Genomic DNA, 17,637 nt, shown 5'->3' on the forward strand with positions numbered 1-17,637 from the left:
GGTGATGCATTCTCTCGCATGGCACGCGAGGCATGGACCGGTCGGACCCTTGGTGCATGAACGCGACACCGGCGGCGCGAACGCCGGCAGGCATGTGCCGAGTTTGCTGCTGAATGCCACCTGGGCGGAAACCAGCGAGCGCGCCTGACCGGCCCTGGGGTGGGTGCTGAGCGGCCCTGTCACTGGATCCGGACGACCTCGGCCTGGGGTCGCGCCTGCGGTTCCAGGCTGGAGCTGCGCATGAGCTTCTCGCCCTCGCGGTAGAAGTACCAGCAGCCGTCGTCGGGGTTGCGCGCCTCGGAGAGCCGGCTCGGCGGCGCCGGGTTGAACTTCGCGCACAGGGCGCCGTCGTCCTTGAGCTCCCAGCGGCCCGAACCGTTGACCGAAACGCTGGTGATGCTCTGGCTGTTGAAGAAGACCCGGCCACCGTCGCGCAGGTCGAAGCGGATCATGTTGCCGGCCGCGGTCTCCTTCAGGGTGTGGGTCTTGCCCACGAGGAGCTGCTGCAGCTCGTTGCGGTCGAGGAACTTGCGCGATGCGGAAGAGGGCTGGGCGGAGGAGGGCGCAGGCGGTGACGGCGTCAGGGCTGCCACGGGCGCCTGCGGCTGAGGCTGGATCGGGGTCTGCGGCGTGGTCTGCGCCGACGGCCGCGGCGCGGGCTGTACGGCCGCTGGCGGAGCTGATGGGGGCTGCTGCACCGCCGAGGGCGCCGCGGCGGCGACCTGGGTATCGCTCTCGCGCCGGGCTTGCGCAAGCAAGCTGTCGATGTCCTTCGGCCTTGCATCTCGGCCAGTGGGTGCCTGTGCCTGTGCCACGGCAGCCGGGGCGGCGGACGGCGTGGCTGCGATCGGCGGGTTCTCGGCCGCCGGCGGCCTGCGGGATGTCGGGTTGAAGCTGAAGTTGGAGGTCAGCGAGGTGTTCACCCAGGGCAGCTGGCGCTGCCTGGTCTCGCTCAGCACCCGCACGCGCACGTTCTTGAACATCTGCTCGACTTCCAGGCCGGGGACCATGATCTCGTCGGCCAGGTTGCGGGTGTAGATGCTGTTGCGGCCGGCCGGGCCGTCCTCGGCCGGCGCGCCGGGTGCCGAGGCGAAGGCGATCAGCGTGCCGCGCGCGCCCATCTCGGCCAGGCCGCCGGCCGAGCGGACATTGCGCGTCTTTGCCGCGAACGGGTTGTCGCGGCAGGCGTCGAGGATCACGATGCGGGGGTACGAGCCCACCTTGTCGATCTTGCTGAGGAACAGCTCCTCGATGTCGACCGACTCGTCCTTCACCTCTTCCTGGTCGCGCAGGTTGATGTCCACCGGCAGCAGGTAGTTGCGCCCGTCGATCTGCACGCCGTGGCCTGCGTAGTACAGCACCGCGATGGCATCGTCCTGCTGGACCATGCGCGCGAATTCGCGCAGCGCCCGCCTGAACTGGAGCACGCCGACATTGAGCTGCAGGTTGACCTCGAAGCCCAGCTTGCGCAGGTTGCCGGCGATCAGGCGCGCATCGTTCACGGGGTTGTCGAGCGGGACCTTGGGGTATTGGCTGTTGCCGACGACCAGGGCGATGCGCTTCTCAGGGGGGCGCTCCTGGGCGTGCGCCGGCAGGACCACGAACTGCAGCGCAGAGGCGAGCGCGAGCGACAGCATCCAGAGGAGCCGGGAAACGAGCGGAGTCGTCGAGCCGAAGCTGTTCATGGCGCGGACTATCTACCTGCGCCGCTCGGATCGCAATGCGTATTTGCGGCGCGAACAATGGCGGCTGCCGGGCAGGCGCTGGATGCGCATGCCAACGAAGAAGGAAGGGCGGGCGCGAGGGAAGAAGCGGCCTCCTTCGGAGGGGCGCTCCGCCGGGCGTTCCTTGGTGGCTATTTCCAGTTGGCGGCGAGCAGCGGCGCCAGGCTGTTCTGATGGTCCTGCGGCAGGGTGGTCTGACCGGGCGGCGGGGGCGCGAAGCTGGCCATGGCCTGCACCAGGTTCTGGACCATGGTGTCGATCAGCACATGGCCGTCGCTGGTCCTGAATTCCTCGACGTGGTAGCCGCTGCCCGCGTACCAGCTGTTGAGGGTGGAATCCAAATCGGCCAGGGCGTCGAAGCCGTTCATAGCGTTCCTGCCATCGGCCTTGAGGGTGTCGATGCCGAAGAGCTCGCGGCCGGAGTCGATCGACCCGTTGCCGTTGAGGTCGCGAACGAGGATGCCGTCATCGGCGCCAATCCAGCCGGTGCCGGTGCGGATGGTGTCGGCGTTGTGGTCGAAGAGGACGGAGCCATCGGCGCGCTTGAGTTCCAGACCGTCGCCGTCGAGGTCGAGCATCAGAGGGTCGACGGGTTGGCGCCATGCGCGGGCGTCGCGGAAGCACATATTTGTGATCGCCCCCACATTCCAAGGCTTCGCTCGGGTGAGCTCAGGAAACAGACGGCTGAGCTCCCCATCCAAAGCCTTCCACTCCGCCTCCTTCATTTGGCGGCGGCCCTCGTTGTAGGTGTCTACATATGGATCGCCACCGTTTCCGTCCGACCTCCTGATGTAGCCATTTCTATCCCGCAAATAAAGAACCCCGGGGGACAATTCCGTAGTGTAACTAATCAAATTCAAAGCAATATTAGATCCTTTGAAGAGCAAACTCCCCTGGGACCAATCCAATGTTATGCCTGTATATGATTCTTGCGTCTTGTCGACAAGGTACTTTGTCGTCTCCCAAACGACTTCTTTTGGGCTAAGACCGAGAATTGACATACATCCTCAACAATATGTAGATCACAATAGAAATGAAAACAATCACGTTCAAATTGCCAGAACTAAACGACACCCAGGAGTTTTTCGCCATAAACACCAGACAAACAACTCCAAGCCCAATAAAAATGGCAAAAAACGGATCGCTTAGCGCCCTCAACATCACGGGTGTATTATTTTAATAAATCACTGCTCTAGCAAACCTCTTCGGAAAGCGACAAAACAAAATCCACCTGCAAGCGAGCGTCTAGTTCATCCTCAAATTGCATGATTTTCTGGGGCGGTGCATGGGGGCAGGCCACAATATGAACTTTATTTGGATTTCGGCGAGCGACAGCTTCGACCACAGGAGTGGCAAGATTGGAGCTTATTTTTTCGGCTTCGAATATATATAGCTTAGATCCAACGTGGATGCGCACCATTTCATCTGAATTTTGGCAGCCGGCCACCAACAGCGACCAAAGCGGCAACAATGTTGCAGAACCGAAAAAAGATGTCATTTTAAAAAAATTGAGAAAACAGTTTGTTTTATTCATGTGGTGGTGCAAGTCGTGCCTGCCGTCAAAGTTGCATCGGAACCGAGCCAGCCGGTGCCGGTGCGGATGGTGTCGGCGTCGTGGTCGAAGAGGATGGGGCCATCGGCGCGCCTGAGTTCGACGCCATCGCCGTCGAGGTCGAGCATCAGAGGGTCGACGGGTTGGCGCCATGCGCGGGCATCGCGAAAACACATCTTTGCATCGGCTCTGATTCCGGGTCAAGGCACACCCGCAAAGGGATCACCGCCGAAATCTTTGCCATCGCCGAGGCGCATGCGTAACCAGCGCGAAAGCCATCGCCTTGGGAACTGATCGAACTTGCCCCAGTTCTCCGCATAGTCGCGCACGGACTTGCCGCCGATGGAGGCGTAGTCTTCGCCGAGTCCGATGGGTGACCACATCCAGTCGCCCCAGGTTCCGGCCCAGCCCCATTGAGGCAAGCCGAGCCCACCTTCATCTAAACCCCGCACTGCGCTGTCGACACCCTTAGCGCGAATATCGCGTGCCGAAGGAATACCTCGGCCCGCAATGGCGTCGTCAAGAACCTTGTGAGCCAGGCCGTCCGAAACTCGTTGAAATTCCGCATCGCTGATTGGTTCTCCCGTGAGGCGCTCCCGAATTCCCGAAGTTGCTCCGCGGACAAATTCGCTGGCAAAGGAGCCGTCGTTGCTGTTAATGCTGGCTGCTCGATCAAGCCACGTCGATAGATTGCCAAGCTCTGTCGATCGCCCGGAATCGATCTCGGATGCTCTTGCGTTATCGACGATGCCACGCATGTAGTCATATTCGGCATAGCGCTCCTCTTGCCTCATTGTCGCAAGATCAGCGAGTTCGTTATGCGTTAAATCGATTGCTGTGGTCATTTCTTCTCTCCTGGTTGTTCGGTTTATTTGGTTAATTTATTTAACAAATCTTCTATCCATTTGTGCATTTCCCTGGGCGTGGTTTGATACCCTTTCGCAGATCCGTAGCGCACTGGAATTCCAGACAACATTCTGGCACTGCCGTAGTAATCACTATCTGCTACTAAGTCTTGTCTGAAAAAATTCGTGTCCTAACAACCACCCCCGTTTTAAGGCTCGGCAACGTCCCGTGGGTCTGATAACCATCCTTTTCGCCGACATAGCGATCAAAGCGCGAACCATTGTCAGTGCGATCTTTCCTTAATTGCCACTGCTGGACAATAAATTCTCCTTGGGTATTTTTCCAATCCGGGGAAATCAAGATATGCATGCACCTATTATTGGGCACACCATCTTGAGCGCATGGCAGCATGCTAGGGTATGCCGCATATAAGACAACGTAGTCAGTCGCCGGTGCGTCTGGGTCTTTCAAATACCCTCGATTCAAATAAAGTACATGCCTTGTTTGCCCATGATCAACATTGGGATTTGCGGCTGCCGCGGATACCGAGGCGCCCTTGTCTTCATTAGTGCGCATGGCAGGGAACACGCACGAGGTTGCGGTACTGGGCTTCCGTCATGCCCGCGAGCAGGCCGCTGATCTTGACGTTCCCATCCAGGCTGAGCTTCAGGCTCTGCCAGAAGTCCGAGCCCTGGGCCCATTGGGTGATCAGGGTCATGGAGCAGGGCGGGCTTGGCATCGCGGGTGGTCGCGCTGCTGCAGGCGGCTAGGCTCATACCGAGGGGGTGGCTCAGGCGCACGGCCTCGGCCAAATAGCTTGTTTATTCATGGAAAGGTTTTTTCAACGCATGTGCAACTGATAGACCATCAGGACGGCAAAGCCAACCAGTACGGCCACAACGACAACAAATGCTATCCATGCTCCAGCGCTCGATCGGCGACGCGGCTGGGCTGGAGCTTGCGCTGCATCGCATGATGCCAGCCTGTTACTCATCTCGATTGACCCTGAAGTGTCGTTGTGAGCGGCGATCAATACTGAATCGTCTTTTTGCTCGGTTTGATTTTTGCTGTTCATGTGACGTCTAATTCTCTGGTGACGACCGCTCTGAAGTCTTCCCTGATGCCGCCCGCCGGAACTTGCGCACCCGCTGGGCTAGGCCGGCACTTTAACGGCTTGTGAACTCGAATTTGAGCGAACCTGCTCTTCGTCAGAATTGATCAGATTTGATGTGAGTGCGCCTCGTCCCCGCGACGCTTGACGGCCTAGGCACCGGCCTTTTCAATTCACAAATGTGTCCGACAAAAAATTTTTGATTGGCGGCCCCGCGCAGCCTTAAGCCAAACACCGGAAATACAAGTGCCCAGGCAACTGGCCGCACCGAGGCAAATGTTTCCAGAATCGCCCCGGCACGGTGAGCGAGCGATGCCATACGCAACCCAGCCCATGGCATCGCCGACCCGAACACTTTTCGCTACCCTAGCGCGATGAACGCATTCGCCCCGCAGCACGCCGGCATCCCCATCGGCCCGCCGCCGCCCGCGCCCGACCTCCCGGTGCCGCCTTCACCGCCGGCGGCGCCTCCACCCCAGCCCGAGGGTGATCCTCCGCCCGCCGATCCGCCCATGACCGAGCCCGGCAGGCCGCCGCCTGTGGTCGATCCGCCGCCCGGCGCTTCGGCCTTGGGGCTGGGCCGGCTGCATGCGCGGCGCCTGCGCGAGGTGTACCGCTCGGCCGGCTGGCCTTGCTGCGACGCGATCGAGGTCGAACTGATCGCCGCCGGCCTGCTGGAACGCGTGCGCTGGCCTCAAGGCCACGAAACGCTGCGCGTGAGCGATGCCGGCGTCGCGCACATCGCGGGCAGCCTGGTCGTCAACCGCGCCGCGCTGTCGCGGCACGAGGCACTGGTCGAGCAGGTGGCGCGCGCAATGACGCGCGCCGGCCGCATCGCCTGGCGGGGGCTGAGCCTGCGCGCGCGCCTGCCCGCCGCGAACGAGGGCGACAAGCCGCGCTGGTGCATCGCGCGGCCCGATGTGTTCTCGATCCGCAACACGAGCGTCGAGGCCTATGCGCAGCCCGTCGTCCACGAGGTGAAGGTCAACCGCGCCGACCTGCTCGGCGACCTGCGCAAGCCCGACAAGCGCGCCGCCTACCTCGATCTCGGCGGCGAGTGCTGGTACGTGCTGGGCTGCGATGCCCGGGGCCGGCCGATCGCCGAGCCGGACGAGATCCCGGCCGAGTGCGGCGTGCTGGTCGCGCAGGGCGAGCGGCTGGTGGTGGCGCGCGCGGCCGTGCATCGCGCGCTGGCGCGGATGCCCTTCAGCGTCTGGATGGCGCTGGCCAAGGCGCAGCCGCTGGCGGGCTTCGACGACGAATCGCAGGAGCTGCTGGCGGAAACCGAGGACTGAAGCGGCTCAGGAGCCGCGCCGCACAGGTACCGGGCGTCCGAGCGGGGCGGCGCCGCCCTGGTCGTCGTTGTCCTCGTCCTCGTCCTCGACATTGGCGTCGAGGCTGCCTTCATCGTCCGCCAGTTCGCCGGCCGAGGCTGCCGTGGGGTCGTCGACTTCATCCGTCACCTCGCCGACATCGAAAGGCACGGTGCCGATGCGGTCGGGCAGGATGTCGGCGTCCTCCACGGGCGCAGCCGGATCGGCCGAGGCGCGCTCGCCGGTGCCGGCGGCATCGGTGTCCGTGCCGTGAGCGATGGGCAGGGCGCCCTCGGCGCTCTCGTCGGGCATGGCGGTGCGGTTGCGATCGGTCTGCACGTCGCTGCCGCTGTCGCTGCTGTCGCTGGGACCGAGCGCGTCCACGTCGGTGCCGCGAGGCCGCGACGGCGCATGCTCGCCGCCCAGGATGCTGCTTGTGGCCATGAGGTTCCTCCTTGGTCGATGGCGTGGCTCGACTGTGCGCGGCGGCAGGGCGTGGCGTGTGGGCAGCCGCCGACGCCGCTTGTCGGCCGGCGTGCAGCAAGGCCGAGGCACGGCCCTCAGCCCAGCAGGCGCGGCAGTGCCTGAACGAGCAGGAGTCCCGCCACGCCTTGCACGCTGGCGCAATGCCACATCGGCAGCGTGTTGTCGAGCGTGGCGCGTGCCTGCGGCTGCAGTCGGCCGGCGAAGGAGCGCGCCAGCAGGTAGGCGCCCATCAGCAGCAGCACGGCGACATGCAGCCCCTGGTAGGCGAGCAGCATGGCGACGGTGGCGCTCCAGGCCTGCGCCTGCGGGTTCAGGCCGGCCTGCGCCTGCGCGAAGAGATCGATGCCGAAGGCGCCGGCCGCGCACAGCATGGCGATCGCCACGTGCACGCGCAGCCCCCGCTGGCCGCGCGGATCGGCGCCGCGCAGCCGCCGCGGTGCCGTCGCCATCAGCAGCGAGCCGGCCGCGAGCAAGGCCGCCGAGGCCCAGGGCCAGTGCAGCGGCGGCAGCGCGGCGCCGGGCGGCGGGCAGGTATCGGCCGCCATCGCGACATGCACATGCGCATACGCGAAGGAGGCGAAGACCGTCATGTCCACCGCCACCAGGACGAGCATGGCCCACCACGAATGCGAGTCGACGGTGCGGCGGCTGTTCACGGGCAATTGCACCCCTCGTGCGACCTCGGCGCGCGGGCGCGGCGGCGGCTGGTCCGAGGCCCACAGCCAGCGCAGCACCGCCCCGATCGCGACCAGCCCGCAGGCGAAGGCCGCCACCGCCAGCTCCACCGTCAGCAGCAGGAAGAAGCCCGCCGTGCCGGCAGCTGCCAGCAGCGGCCACCAGCCATCGGTGGGGAGCCGCAGCAGGTGCAGAGGGCGCGCATCGACGATGCTGGTGACCAGCGTCTCGCGGCCGCCGAAGACGGTGCCGGGCAGCCAGTGCCGCCCGTCCTCGACCTCCCGCGGCAGCGACGGCTGCGCCCACAGCGGCTCGCGCGAGGCGAGCTCGGGAATGCTGCGCACGCCGTATTCGCGCTGCGGCAGCCATTCGAGCGTGCCGGCCTGCCACGGGTTGCCGTGGTCCTTCTGCGGCCGGCGCAGGATGCGTGCGGCATCGACGATGAACAGCAGCACGCCCGCGGCCAGCGCGAAGGCGCCGAGCGTCGACAAGAGGTTGAGCGCGTTCCAACCCAGGTCGCCGGGGTAGCTGTGGATGCGCCGCGGCATTCCCAGCAGTCCCGAGATGTGCATCGGGAAGAAGGCGAGGTTGAAGCCGCCGAACATCAGCCCGAAGACCCAGCGGCCCCAGCGCTCCGACAGCCGGTGCCCGTTGAACACCGGCGCCCAGTAGTAGAAGCCCGCGAACAGCGGAAACACCATGCCGCCGATCAGCACGTAGTGCAGATGGGCGACGATGAAATAGCTGTCGTGCGCCTGCCAGTCGAAGGGCAGCACCGCCACCATCACGCCGGTCAGCCCGCCCAGCACGAAGACGAAATGAAAGCCCAGCAGGAACAGCGTCGGCGCGTTGAGCCGCACCTCGCCGCGCCAGAGCGTCGCGATCCACGCGAACACCTGCACGCCGCTCGGGAGCGCGACCAGGAAGCTGGCCGCCGAGGTGATCATCATCGACAGATCGCCCAGCCCCGCCGCGAACATGTGGTGGATCCACAGCGCGAAGCTCACCAGCCCGACGCCGGCGAGCGCGGCCACGACGGCGCGGTAGGCCACCAGCGGGGTGCCCGCGAGCGCGGGGATCATCATCGAGACCATGCCCGCGGCGGGCAGGAAGATGATGTAGACCTCCGGATGCCCGAAGAACCAGAACAGGTGCTGCCACAGCAGCGGATCGCCGCCCCGCCCGGCGATGAAGAAGGGCCAGTCGAAGGCGCGCTCAAGCTCGAGCAGCGTCGTTGCCGCGATCACCGCCGGGAAGGCGAACACGATCATCAGCGCCGTCACCAGCATGGCCCAGGCGAAGACCGGCATGCGCATGAGCGTCATGCCCGGTGCGCGCGTGAGCATGACGCCGATGATCAGCTCGATCGCGCCGGCAATGGCCGAGATCTCGATGAAGCCGATGCCCAGCAGCCACCAGTCGGCGCCGCGCCCCGGCGAGAACTCCTTGCCGGTGAGCGGCGGGTACATGAACCAGCCGCCGTCGGGCGCCTGGCCGAAGAACAGCGTGCAGAAGAAGACCAGCCCGCCGATCGCATAGGCCCAGAAGGCATAGGCCGACAGCCACGGAAAAGGCAGGTCGCGCGCGCCCAGCATGCCGGGCAGCAGGTAGACCGCCACCGCCTCCACGATCGGCACCGCGAACAGGAACATCATCACCGTGCCGTGCATGGTGAAGAGCTGGTTGTAGGTGCGCGGCTCGATCAGCGTGTTGTCGGGCAGGGCCAGCTGCGCGCGCATCAGCAGCGCGAGAACGCCGGCCAGCACGAAAAAGAGCATGGCGGTCGCGACGTAGTACACGCCGATGCGCGTGTTGTTGACGGCCGAGAGCGCGCGCCAGCCCTGGGGGGGCTCCCAGGCGCGCTGCAGCGCCTCGCGCTCGCCCGCGGGCCGGGGCAGGGCAGAGGGCAGATCGCTCATTTCAGCTGGTCCAGCCAGGCGGCGATGGCCTGCAGGCCGGCTTCGTCGATGCGCTCGTGCGAGGAGGGCATGCGCGCCCCCGGCTTGAGCTGCTGCGTGTGCGCCACCCAGCGCGCGAGGCCATCGGCATCGTTGGGCATGAGGCCGGCGCCGAGGAACAGGCGACTGCCCACATGCGTGAGGTCCGGGCCGAGGCGGCTTTCCTCGCTCACGCCGCGCACCGCGTGGCAGGCGTTGCAGCGGTGCGCAAGGAAGGCGTCGCGCCCGCGTTCGAGCGCGGCCGTGGCCGGCGGCGCGGCGGCCGCGGCCTGCGCGGCAAGCCAGGCATCGAAGGCGGCAGGCGGCTCGGCCACCACATGCAGCGCCATGCGCGCATGCTGGTCGCCGCAATACTCGGCGCAGGCGCCGCGCCAGGTGCCGGGGCGGTCGGCCTGCAGCTGCAGGTGCTGCATGCGGCCGGGCACCATGTCCATCTTGCCGCCGAGCGCCGGCACCCAGAAGCTATGGATGACGTCGGCACTGGCGAGCGCGAAGTACACCGGCCGGCCCACCGGAATGTGCAGCTCGTTCGCGCCCGCGACCTCCAGGCCCGTGGCCGGATCGCGATAGCGCAGCTCCCACCACCACATGTGGCCGGTCACGGCAACGATCAATGCGTCCTTGGGCGGCGCCACCCGCCAGGGCGGCTTGTGCCATTCGCTGTAGACGAAGAGGGCGGCGAGCACCGCGCCCGGGAAGGCGAGGCCGCCGCCGAGCACCCACCACCGCGCGTTCACCCGCGCCCGGCGGCGGCGAACGGCGAGCGCGAGCAGTGCCATCACGCCCGCGAAGATCAGCGCCGCGCCGGCGACCAGCACGCCGGTCACGCCCAGCAGCGTGTCTGCCACCGGGCCCGCCGCCTGCAAGGCCGACTGCATGAGGGCGCCACTCATTCGAGCGCCAGCAGGTACGCGGCCATGTCGCGGGCTTCGTCGGCCGAGACGCCCATGGCGGGCATGGGGGTGTCGGGCACCAGCGCGGTCGGCCGGACGATCCAGCGCGCCAGCGTGTCGGGGCGGTTCGGCACCTCTCCCGCGATGTAGCTGCGCCGGCCGAAGGCCGCAAGCGCAGGCCCGGTGCTGCCGCGCGCCGCCGGCACCTCGGGGATGGCGTGGCAGCTGCCGCACTGGTACTGGGCGAGCAGCGCCTGCCCGCGCAGCACCTGGGCGCGCGGTGCATCGGCGTAGGGCAGCCGGCTGCCGCCGAGGCAGCCGGCCGCGAGCGCCAGCGGGACCAGCAGCAGCAGCGCGGTCCGCGGGCCGGGGCGGTCCAGCGAGGCGAAGGCCATGGCGGGCATTCTCGCGTCGCGAATGCGCCTTGCGCCGACAGGGCGGCGCTGTTGCGCGTCGGACAATGCCGCCAGAACATGGGAACCCTGAAGACCGTCCTGCTCACCACGGCGGCGCTAGGCCTTGCCGCCGCGGCCGCTGCGGCGGCGGTCGTGTATGGCGGCCTCTACAACGTGGCGGCGACTTCCCAGCACACGCAGCCGGTGCACACCCTGCTCGAGACCGCGATGCGCCAGTCGGTGCGCCTGCGTGCGCGCGGGGTCGAGGTGCCGCGGCTCGACGACGAGCAGCTGGTGCTGCGCGGCGCGGCCTGCTTCCGCGCCACTTGCCAGCAGTGCCACGGTGGGCCCGGGGTGGCGCAGGGCGAGATCGGCAAGAGCATGCAGCCGCTGCCCGGCCCGCTGGTGGACGCGCGCCACCACTGGAATGCGCGCGAGCTCTACTGGGTGACGAAGCACGGCATCAAGATGAGCGGCATGCCGGCCTGGGAGTACCGCCTGGCCGAGGAGGACCTGTGGGCGGTGGTCGCGTTTCTGGAGCGCTTGCCCGATCTGACGGCGCGGCAGTATGCGGAGCAGACGCGCGCCCCGGCCACCTGCGGCCCGAGCGAAGCGGCGGCGGCCGTCGCGCCGGGCGATGCGCGGCGCGGCGCGCGGGCGCTCCACCAGTACGCCTGCAATGCGTGCCACAGCATTCCCGGCATCACCGGCTCCTCCACGCATGTCGGGCCGCCGCTCGACGGCATTGCGCGCCGCGCGATGATCGGCGGCCGGCTCGCCAACACCCCCGACAACATGGTGCGCTGGCTGCGCCGCACGCACGAGGTCGACCCGCGCACGGCCATGCCGGAGATGGGCCTGACCGAGCAGGATGCGCGCGACATCGCGGCCTATCTGTCGACGCTCGATTGAGTTCGCGGCCGCCGGCCGCTGCCGCCGGGCGCGTTCAGGTCGTGTAGTCGCCGCTGGCTCCGGGCTGGAACAGGATCTCTTCCACCCGGGCGAGGCCCTGGCTGCCGCCCGGCAAGGTCCAGCTTGCCGTGGCGCCGAGGCGCAGGCCGATCAGGCTGATCCCCACGGGCGAGAGCACCGAGACGAAGCCGGCCGCGGGCTCGGCGTCCTGCGGATAGCACAGGGTCAGCTTGCGGCGCTCGCCCGACCGTGCGTCCACCAGCGTCAGCTGCGAGTTCATGGTGACGATGTCGGCCGGCACCTCGCGCGAGCGGATCACGTCGGCGGATTCGAGCAGGGCTTCGAGCGCCGGATGCGGCCCTGTTTTTTCGAGCAGCTTGAGCAGCCGGGCGTGATCGAGTTCGGTGAGCATGCGCTCGCCGGGAAGAGGCGTGTGGGTGGCCATGAGCACTCCAATCGAATGCGGGCGCGTGTGCAAACGGCGCTCGCGAATGCGCGGGGCGGGGGCCCGGCGATCGATGGTTGCGCTAAAGAAGAAAGGGGGAGGGGGATCGCCGGGCGGAAGAAAGTGCGGCCGGCACGGGCTGGCCGCCCGGCATCGCGGCCTCGACGCAGGCCGCACGCGCACGACGCACGGCCGCGCGCAGGGCGGGCTGGGCGTCGAGGTGGATGCTGGCGAAGGCCGGGGAGCGCATCGGCCCATTCTAGGCCGGGCGCGATCGCCCCACGCCGCGAACAGCCTCGACTACGACCTTCGCGTTAGCGCGCATGGCCGATAGGCAAGCCGCACCCCCCGCACCCACACTGCGCCTCGTGATCGCCCGTTCACCGACGTTGTCGGACGCAGGAGGAATGGCCATGATCCCAAGACGCTGCCCTGCGGCGAAGCGATTGCTGCTGCCGCTCGCAGTCATCCTGTGCCTCACGGCCTGCAGCAAGGGCCCGAAGCCCGGCGAGGTGCTCGACGAAGCCAGGCAGGCGGGGCGCGACGCCGCCTCCTTCCCGCATGCGGCCGAGGACTACTTCCGCGACATGGACGGCGGCATCGCGCTGACGCCCGAGGAGGTCCGCGGCCGCAACATGTGGCTGGTCTGGAGCGGCGGCAACGACCGCTTCTGGACGCAGATGACCGACTACACCTTCGGCGCCTTCGACCTGCTGAAGGTGGTGAGCACGCATCCCACCCTCGGCTATTCACGCGCCACCCGCTGGAGCTACTTCGGGCTGGTGAACGAACCCTGCTTCGAGGCTGCGACCGGCCCCGACAAGTCCCGCCGCGGCCTCTGGCTCGATGTGCGCAGCAAGGACTGCGGGCCCGACCCGTTCGAGAACGAAAGCAAGTACCCGGGCGTCAAGACCGGATCGCGCGGCCAGTCGCTCGGCGACGGCACGACGCAGCCCGTGGGTTCCTTCTACGGATGGGGCACCGGCATCGCGGGCCTCAGGCTCTTTCCCAACCCGGCCTTCGATGCCAAGGCCGCCAGGGAATGGGACGCGGAGAAGTACTACACGGACCCGGGCTACTACAACCGCAAGGACCTCGTGCGCCCGTATCGCGTGGGCATGTCCTGCGGCTTCTGCCACGTCGGCCCCAGCCCGGTGAAGCCGCCGGCCGATCCGAACAGCCCCAAGTTCGAGAACCTCAGCTCCTCCGTGGGCGCGCAGTACATGTGGGTGGACCGGCTTTTCATCTACAACGCCAACAAGCCCGAAGGCCGCACCAACTACATGTTCCAGCTGGCCCACACCTACCGGCCGGGCAGCATGGACACCTCGCTGGTCTCCACGGACAGCATCAACAACCCGCGCACCATGAACGCCGTGTACGAGTTCGGCGGCCGGCTGGAGATGGCCAAGCGCATCGGGCAGGAAAAGCTCGGCGCCGGCGAACTGCACAACAGGCAGTTCAACGACTTCGTGAGCAGCGGGCCGCTGCTGGACTTCTTCACCAAGCCCGACACCGTGCGAACGCCGCATGTGCTGAAGGACGGCGCGGATTCGGTGGGCCTGCTGGGCGCGCTCAACCGGGTCTACCTCAACATCGGCCTGTTCAGCGAGGAATGGCTGCTGCACTTCAACCCGGTGGTGGGCGGCAAGACCATCACGCCGATCCCGATCGCGACCGCGCAGAAGAACTCCAGCTACTGGCAGGCCACCGAGGCCGGCACGCCCGACACGGCGCTCTTCTTCCTCAAGGCGGCCAAGCCCGACCGGCTCGCGGACGCGCCCGGCGGCGCCGAGCACCTGCAGGCCGGCGCGGCCGTGCTGGAGCGCGGCAAGCTCGCCTTTGCCGACACCTGCGCGCGCTGCCATTCCAGCAAGGGGCCGACCCCGCCGCCGGCCCTGGAGCTCACGGCCGCGAAGTGCGCCGGCGCCGGCTACCTCGACTGCTTCAAGCGCTATTGGAAGTGGACCCAGTCCGACGAGTACAAGGCCGAGATGCGCAAGGTCGTGCAGGCGCCGGACTTCCTGCAGGGCAACTACCTGTCGACCGATGCACGCATTCCGGCGACGCTGCTGCGCACCAACGTCTGCAGCCCGCTCGCAACCAACGCGCTGGCCGGCAACATCTGGGACAACTTCTCCTCGCAGACCTACAAGCAGTTGCCCTCGGTCGGCACGGTGACGCTGCGCGATCCCTTCAGCGGCGAGCCGCGGCCCTATGCAATGCCGGCCGGCGGGCGCGGCTACACGCGCGTGCCTTCGTTGATCAGCGTCTGGTCGACGGCGCCGCTGCTGCTCAACAACACGGTCGGGCCCTTCGACATCGATCCTTCCGTCAACGCACGCCTGCGCAGCTTCGAGGCCTCGATCGAGCAGATGCTCTGGCCCGAGCGCCGCGAGCGCGACGCGGTGCTGGGCGAGAAGGCCGAAGGCCTGATCGACCGCACCACCGAGCGCAGCACCGTGACCGTGCCCACCGGCTTCGTGCCCGAGGCCCTGCAGCCGATGCAGGGCACGCTGCACCGCTGGCTGCCCTGGTTGTTCGAGCAGGACGGCGACGTCGTGCTCGGCCCCATCCCCAAGGGAACCCCGGTGGCGCTCCTGGCCAACCTCAAGTTGCGCGCCGAGGGCGACACGCTGCACGAGAAGGCGACCCATGTGCGCGACGTGGGCGAGTTGCTGATCGAGCTCAGGCGCGCGCTGAAGAGCGCGCCCGCCGACGCCACCGACGAGCAGCTGCGCGAGCACTTCGCCAAGCTGCGCCAGCCGATGCTGACGCTCAGCAAGTGCCCGGACTTCGTGGTCAACCGCGGCCACTACTTCGGCACCGCGCAGTTCAACCGGCAGGAGGCCTTGAGCGACGACGAGAAGTCCTTCGGCCGCGAGCCGGAGCTGAACGACGAGGACAAGCGCGCGCTGATCGCTTTCCTCAAGACCTTCTGAACCCGATGCCCGAAGCCGAATGGGACTACGTGATCGTCGGCTCCGGCCCCGGCGGCGGCACGCTGGCCGCTCGGCTGGCGGAGTCCGGCATGCGGGTCTTCCTGATCGAGGCCGGCGGCGACCCGCGCGCCTCGGCGCCGCGCTTGCCGGACGACTACGACGTGCCTGCCTTCCATGCCTTCGCCTGCGAGAACCCGGCCATCAGCTGGAACTTCCGCGTGCGCCACTATGCCGACGAGGCGCGGCAGTCCCGCGACTGGAAGTACGAGGCCGGGCAGGGCGTGCTCTATCCGCGCGCTGCGGCGCTGGGCGGCTGCAGCGCGCACAACGCGATGATCTTCATGCTGCCGCACGCCTGCGACTGGGACCACATCGCGCGCCTGACCGGCGACCGTTCCTGGCGCGCCTCGCGCATGCGCGGCTACGCGCGCCGCATCGAGAACTGCGGGCACCGGCCGCTGTGGCGCTGGCTGCGCCATGTGGGCCTCGATCCGACGGGGCATGGCTGGGGCGGCTGGCTGCGCACCGAAAAGGCGATTCCGCTCTCGGTGCTGGGCGACGACGGCCTGGTGCGCGTGCTGCGCGACAGCGCGAGCGTCTTCGCCGGCAGCTTGCCCACGCCGGTGCGCAGCACGCTGCGCTGGGTGCGCGGCGGGCTGGGCGATCCCAATTCGCGGCGGCTCTGGCCCGGCAGTTTCGAGGGCCTGTGCTACACGCCGCTGTCGACTTCGGACCACCGGCGCGCCGGCATCCGCGAGCGGCTGCTGGAGGTGGCGAAGCAGCATCCGGGCAAGCTGCACATCGAGCTCGACGCACTCGCCGCGCGCGTGCTCTTCGACGAGGCCGGCGCGGCCTGTGGCGTCGAGTACCGCAAGGGCGTGCATCTGTACCGCGCCCATGCCGCGCCCAGCGGGGCCGAGGGTGTACGCCGCGAGGCGCGGGCGGGGCGCGAGGTGATCCTCTGCGGCGGCGCCTTCAACACGCCGCAGCTGCTGATGCTCTCGGGCATCGGGCCGCAGGAAGAACTGCGCCGCCACGGCATCGCGCTGCGTGCCGCGCTGCCCGGCGTCGGCCGCAACCTGCAGGACCGCTACGAGGTCGCCGTCACGCACCGCATGCGCGGGCCCTGGGAGGTGCTGGAGGGCGCACGCTTCGACCGCGACGACACGCAGTGGCGCCGCTGGCAGGAAGGGCGGCTGGGCATGTACGCCTCCAACGGCGCGGCCCTGGGCGTGGTGCAGCGCTCGCGCTTCGCGATGCGGCCGGGTCTTGCGCCCGATCTCTTCTGCATGGCGGTGCTCGCGCGCTTCGAAGGCTACTTCCCCGGCTTCTCGACGTTCGTGCGCGAGCAGCCCGATCAGCTGACCTGGGCCGTGCTCAAGGCCCACACGCGCAACCGCGCCGGCACCGTGCGCCTGCGCTCGGCCGATCCGCGCGACATGCCGCTGGTCGACTTCCACTACTTCGACGAGGCCGACGACCCCGGCGGCGAGGACCTGCGCGCGGTGGTGGAGGCGATTCGCCAGGTGCGCCGCATGACGGCGCCGCTGCTGGCCAAGGGATGGATCGCCGAGGAGCTCGCGCCCGGCCCGGCCGTGCAGAGCGACGAGGCGCTGGCCGGCTATGTGCGCGACACCGCCTGGGGCCACCACGCCTCGTGTTCCTGCGCGATCGGCCCGCAGGCGCACGGCGGGGTGCTCGACAGCAGCTTCGCGGTGCATGGCGTGCCGCGCCTGCGCGTCGTCGATGCCTCGGTGTTCCCGCGCATTCCAGGCTTCTTCATCGCGTCCGCGGTCTACATGGCCGCGGAGAAGGCGGCGGATGCGGTGCTGCGCGCGGCCGCGCGCACACCACTTGCGGCAGGGCCCGTCGACACGGCAGGCCCTGATTGACGGTCCCCGACCCCGACCGGACACCGGCGGGGTCTTCACTCGAGGAGATGGCGATGGCCTACGACGTGCAGCAGCTGCTCGACATGACCCAGCAGCAACTCGACGAGCTTTTCACCGCCAGTCCGGCGGGCGACATTCCCTCCGGCGAGGCCGAGGGCACCGCGATCATCGCGCCCGGCACGCGCTACACCGAGTCGATCGCGAAGATGGTCAACTTCTTCGGCTGGCAGGGCAAGGTCTTCGACCCCGAGCACGGCGTGCTCAAGAACAAGGTCAGCCCCTTCGGCATCCAGGCCATCGTGGCCCAGGTCTACAAGGGCGACAGCTGGCTGGACCAGAAGGAGTGCGTGGTGCTTGACTACTCCAAGACCTCGGTGGTGGCCCACTGGATTCGCGACGAGATCCGGCTCATCTCGCCGGACTTCTACCTGGGCAAGGTGTACTGGGGCAAGGAACGGCTCATCGACTTCTGCCTCAGGTTTTAGCCTGCCAT

Annotated in this window: 19 protein-coding genes; 5 read left to right on the plus strand and 14 right to left on the minus strand. The window is 67.6% G+C overall.

Features of this window, described 5'->3' with window-relative positions; genetic code table 11:
- Positions 1–179: 179 nt before the first annotated feature.
- From AC3A6Y_RS11695 to AC3A6Y_RS11730, 8 genes are all read right to left on the minus strand, one after another.
- Positions 180–1,685, minus strand: a complete 1,506-nt coding sequence (locus AC3A6Y_RS11695) for a caspase family protein (protein ID WP_487868389.1) — start codon at positions 1,683–1,685, stop codon at positions 180–182.
- Positions 1,686–1,855: 170 nt separating this feature from the next.
- The gene (locus AC3A6Y_RS11700; protein ID WP_487868390.1) at positions 1,856–2,449 is read right to left on the minus strand and encodes a hypothetical protein; all 594 of its coding nucleotides are present in this window, start codon (positions 2,447–2,449) and stop codon (positions 1,856–1,858) included.
- A 467-nt stretch (positions 2,450–2,916) separates the two neighbouring features.
- Positions 2,917–3,258 carry a hypothetical protein gene (locus AC3A6Y_RS11705; RefSeq protein ID WP_487868391.1) on the minus strand — a complete coding sequence of 114 codons (342 nt, stop codon included), beginning with the start codon at positions 3,256–3,258 and terminating at the stop codon, positions 2,917–2,919.
- On the minus strand, positions 3,255–3,404 hold the full coding sequence (locus tag AC3A6Y_RS11710) for a hypothetical protein (protein WP_487868392.1): 150 nt from the start codon (positions 3,402–3,404) through the stop codon (positions 3,255–3,257). The genes AC3A6Y_RS11705 and AC3A6Y_RS11710 overlap by 4 nt, the downstream gene beginning before the upstream one ends.
- A 72-nt stretch (positions 3,405–3,476) precedes the next feature.
- Positions 3,477–4,121: a hypothetical protein gene (locus AC3A6Y_RS11715; protein WP_487868393.1), complete on the minus strand. Its 645-nt coding sequence runs from the start codon at positions 4,119–4,121 to the stop codon at positions 3,477–3,479.
- A 163-nt stretch (positions 4,122–4,284) separates the two neighbouring features.
- Positions 4,285–4,491 (minus strand): hypothetical protein, encoded by a 207-nt coding sequence (locus AC3A6Y_RS11720; RefSeq protein ID WP_487868394.1) that lies wholly within the window; start codon positions 4,489–4,491, stop codon positions 4,285–4,287.
- A 196-nt stretch (positions 4,492–4,687) separates the two neighbouring features.
- On the minus strand, positions 4,688–4,840 hold the full coding sequence (locus AC3A6Y_RS11725; RefSeq protein WP_487868395.1) for a hypothetical protein: 153 nt from the start codon (positions 4,838–4,840) through the stop codon (positions 4,688–4,690).
- A gap of 123 nt (positions 4,841–4,963) precedes the next feature.
- Complete coding sequence (locus AC3A6Y_RS11730; RefSeq protein ID WP_487868396.1) at positions 4,964–5,197, minus strand: hypothetical protein; 234 nt, start codon at positions 5,195–5,197, stop codon at positions 4,964–4,966.
- A 410-nt stretch (positions 5,198–5,607) separates the two neighbouring features.
- On the opposite strand from AC3A6Y_RS11730, the gene AC3A6Y_RS11735 reads away from it, so the two are divergent.
- Entirely contained in the window at positions 5,608–6,528 is a 921-nt protein-coding gene (locus tag AC3A6Y_RS11735; protein WP_487868397.1) for a hypothetical protein, read from the plus strand.
- A gap of 6 nt (positions 6,529–6,534) precedes the next feature.
- On the opposite strand, the gene AC3A6Y_RS11740 is transcribed toward AC3A6Y_RS11735, so the two are convergent.
- The 4 genes from AC3A6Y_RS11740 to AC3A6Y_RS11755 form a co-directional block, all read right to left on the minus strand.
- Positions 6,535–6,990 carry a hypothetical protein gene (locus tag AC3A6Y_RS11740; protein ID WP_487868398.1) on the minus strand — a complete coding sequence of 152 codons (456 nt, stop codon included), beginning with the start codon at positions 6,988–6,990 and terminating at the stop codon, positions 6,535–6,537.
- 116 nt (positions 6,991–7,106) lie between these two features.
- Positions 7,107–9,626, minus strand: a complete 2,520-nt coding sequence (locus AC3A6Y_RS11745) for a cbb3-type cytochrome c oxidase subunit I (protein WP_487868399.1) — start codon at positions 9,624–9,626, stop codon at positions 7,107–7,109.
- Positions 9,623–10,558, minus strand: coding sequence for a cytochrome c oxidase subunit II (locus tag AC3A6Y_RS11750; RefSeq protein WP_487868400.1), 936 nt, complete (start codon positions 10,556–10,558; stop codon positions 9,623–9,625). Before AC3A6Y_RS11750 ends, AC3A6Y_RS11745 begins: the two co-directional genes overlap by 4 nt.
- Positions 10,555–10,953 (minus strand): c-type cytochrome, encoded by a 399-nt coding sequence (locus AC3A6Y_RS11755; RefSeq protein ID WP_487868401.1) that lies wholly within the window; start codon positions 10,951–10,953, stop codon positions 10,555–10,557. Before AC3A6Y_RS11755 ends, AC3A6Y_RS11750 begins: the two co-directional genes overlap by 4 nt.
- 78 nt (positions 10,954–11,031) lie before the next feature.
- On the opposite strand from AC3A6Y_RS11755, the gene AC3A6Y_RS11760 reads away from it, so the two are divergent.
- Complete coding sequence (locus AC3A6Y_RS11760) at positions 11,032–11,865, plus strand: c-type cytochrome (RefSeq protein WP_487868402.1); 834 nt, start codon at positions 11,032–11,034, stop codon at positions 11,863–11,865.
- A 34-nt stretch (positions 11,866–11,899) separates the two neighbouring features.
- On the opposite strand, the gene AC3A6Y_RS11765 is transcribed toward AC3A6Y_RS11760, so the two are convergent.
- Positions 11,900–12,310 carry a GreA/GreB family elongation factor gene (locus AC3A6Y_RS11765; protein WP_487868403.1) on the minus strand — a complete coding sequence of 137 codons (411 nt, stop codon included), beginning with the start codon at positions 12,308–12,310 and terminating at the stop codon, positions 11,900–11,902.
- Between the two features lie 82 nt (positions 12,311–12,392).
- Positions 12,393–12,560, minus strand: coding sequence for a hypothetical protein (locus AC3A6Y_RS11770; RefSeq protein ID WP_487868404.1), 168 nt, complete (start codon positions 12,558–12,560; stop codon positions 12,393–12,395).
- A 163-nt stretch (positions 12,561–12,723) separates the two neighbouring features.
- Here AC3A6Y_RS11770 and AC3A6Y_RS11775 point away from each other — a divergent pair, with 163 nt between their 5' ends.
- From AC3A6Y_RS11775 to AC3A6Y_RS11785, 3 genes are read left to right on the plus strand one after another with little or no spacing between them, the layout of a single operon-like run.
- On the plus strand, positions 12,724–15,252 hold the full coding sequence (locus AC3A6Y_RS11775) for a hypothetical protein (RefSeq protein ID WP_487868405.1): 2,529 nt from the start codon (positions 12,724–12,726) through the stop codon (positions 15,250–15,252).
- 5 nt (positions 15,253–15,257) lie between these two features.
- Positions 15,258–17,144: a GMC family oxidoreductase gene (locus tag AC3A6Y_RS11780; protein ID WP_487868406.1), complete on the plus strand. Its 1,887-nt coding sequence runs from the start codon at positions 15,258–15,260 to the stop codon at positions 17,142–17,144.
- Complete coding sequence (locus AC3A6Y_RS11785; RefSeq protein WP_487868407.1) at positions 17,141–17,629, plus strand: hypothetical protein; 489 nt, start codon at positions 17,141–17,143, stop codon at positions 17,627–17,629. The genes AC3A6Y_RS11780 and AC3A6Y_RS11785 overlap by 4 nt, the downstream gene beginning before the upstream one ends.
- The last annotated feature ends 8 nt before the right edge of the window (positions 17,630–17,637 follow it).

The organism is Variovorax sp. Soil_C_17, from assembly GCF_057657265.1.

Bases quoted from the DNA above. Each gene is read 5' to 3' on its own strand.
- AC3A6Y_RS11695 (WP_487868389.1), bottom strand. From the start codon at position 1,685: ATGAACAGCTTCGGCTCGACGACTCCGCTCGTTTCCCGGCTCCTCTGG.
- AC3A6Y_RS11700 (WP_487868390.1), bottom strand. From the start codon at position 2,449: ATGAAGGAGGCGGAGTGGAAGGCTTTGGATGGGGAGCTCAGCCGTCTG.
- AC3A6Y_RS11705 (WP_487868391.1), bottom strand. From the start codon at position 3,258: ATGAATAAAACAAACTGTTTTCTCAATTTTTTTAAAATGACATCTTTT.
- AC3A6Y_RS11710 (WP_487868392.1), bottom strand. From the start codon at position 3,404: ATGCTCGACCTCGACGGCGATGGCGTCGAACTCAGGCGCGCCGATGGC.
- AC3A6Y_RS11715 (WP_487868393.1), bottom strand. From the start codon at position 4,121: ATGACCACAGCAATCGATTTAACGCATAACGAACTCGCTGATCTTGCG.
- AC3A6Y_RS11720 (WP_487868394.1), bottom strand. From the start codon at position 4,491: ATGCATATCTTGATTTCCCCGGATTGGAAAAATACCCAAGGAGAATTT.
- AC3A6Y_RS11725 (WP_487868395.1), bottom strand. From the start codon at position 4,840: ATGACCCTGATCACCCAATGGGCCCAGGGCTCGGACTTCTGGCAGAGC.
- AC3A6Y_RS11730 (WP_487868396.1), bottom strand. From the start codon at position 5,197: ATGAACAGCAAAAATCAAACCGAGCAAAAAGACGATTCAGTATTGATC.
- AC3A6Y_RS11735 (WP_487868397.1), top strand. From the start codon at position 5,608: ATGAACGCATTCGCCCCGCAGCACGCCGGCATCCCCATCGGCCCGCCG.
- AC3A6Y_RS11740 (WP_487868398.1), bottom strand. From the start codon at position 6,990: ATGGCCACAAGCAGCATCCTGGGCGGCGAGCATGCGCCGTCGCGGCCT.
- AC3A6Y_RS11745 (WP_487868399.1), bottom strand. From the start codon at position 9,626: ATGAGCGATCTGCCCTCTGCCCTGCCCCGGCCCGCGGGCGAGCGCGAG.
- AC3A6Y_RS11750 (WP_487868400.1), bottom strand. From the start codon at position 10,558: ATGAGTGGCGCCCTCATGCAGTCGGCCTTGCAGGCGGCGGGCCCGGTG.
- AC3A6Y_RS11755 (WP_487868401.1), bottom strand. From the start codon at position 10,953: ATGGCCTTCGCCTCGCTGGACCGCCCCGGCCCGCGGACCGCGCTGCTG.
- AC3A6Y_RS11760 (WP_487868402.1), top strand. From the start codon at position 11,032: ATGGGAACCCTGAAGACCGTCCTGCTCACCACGGCGGCGCTAGGCCTT.
- AC3A6Y_RS11765 (WP_487868403.1), bottom strand. From the start codon at position 12,310: ATGGCCACCCACACGCCTCTTCCCGGCGAGCGCATGCTCACCGAACTC.
- AC3A6Y_RS11770 (WP_487868404.1), bottom strand. From the start codon at position 12,560: ATGCGCTCCCCGGCCTTCGCCAGCATCCACCTCGACGCCCAGCCCGCC.
- AC3A6Y_RS11775 (WP_487868405.1), top strand. From the start codon at position 12,724: ATGATCCCAAGACGCTGCCCTGCGGCGAAGCGATTGCTGCTGCCGCTC.
- AC3A6Y_RS11780 (WP_487868406.1), top strand. From the start codon at position 15,258: ATGCCCGAAGCCGAATGGGACTACGTGATCGTCGGCTCCGGCCCCGGC.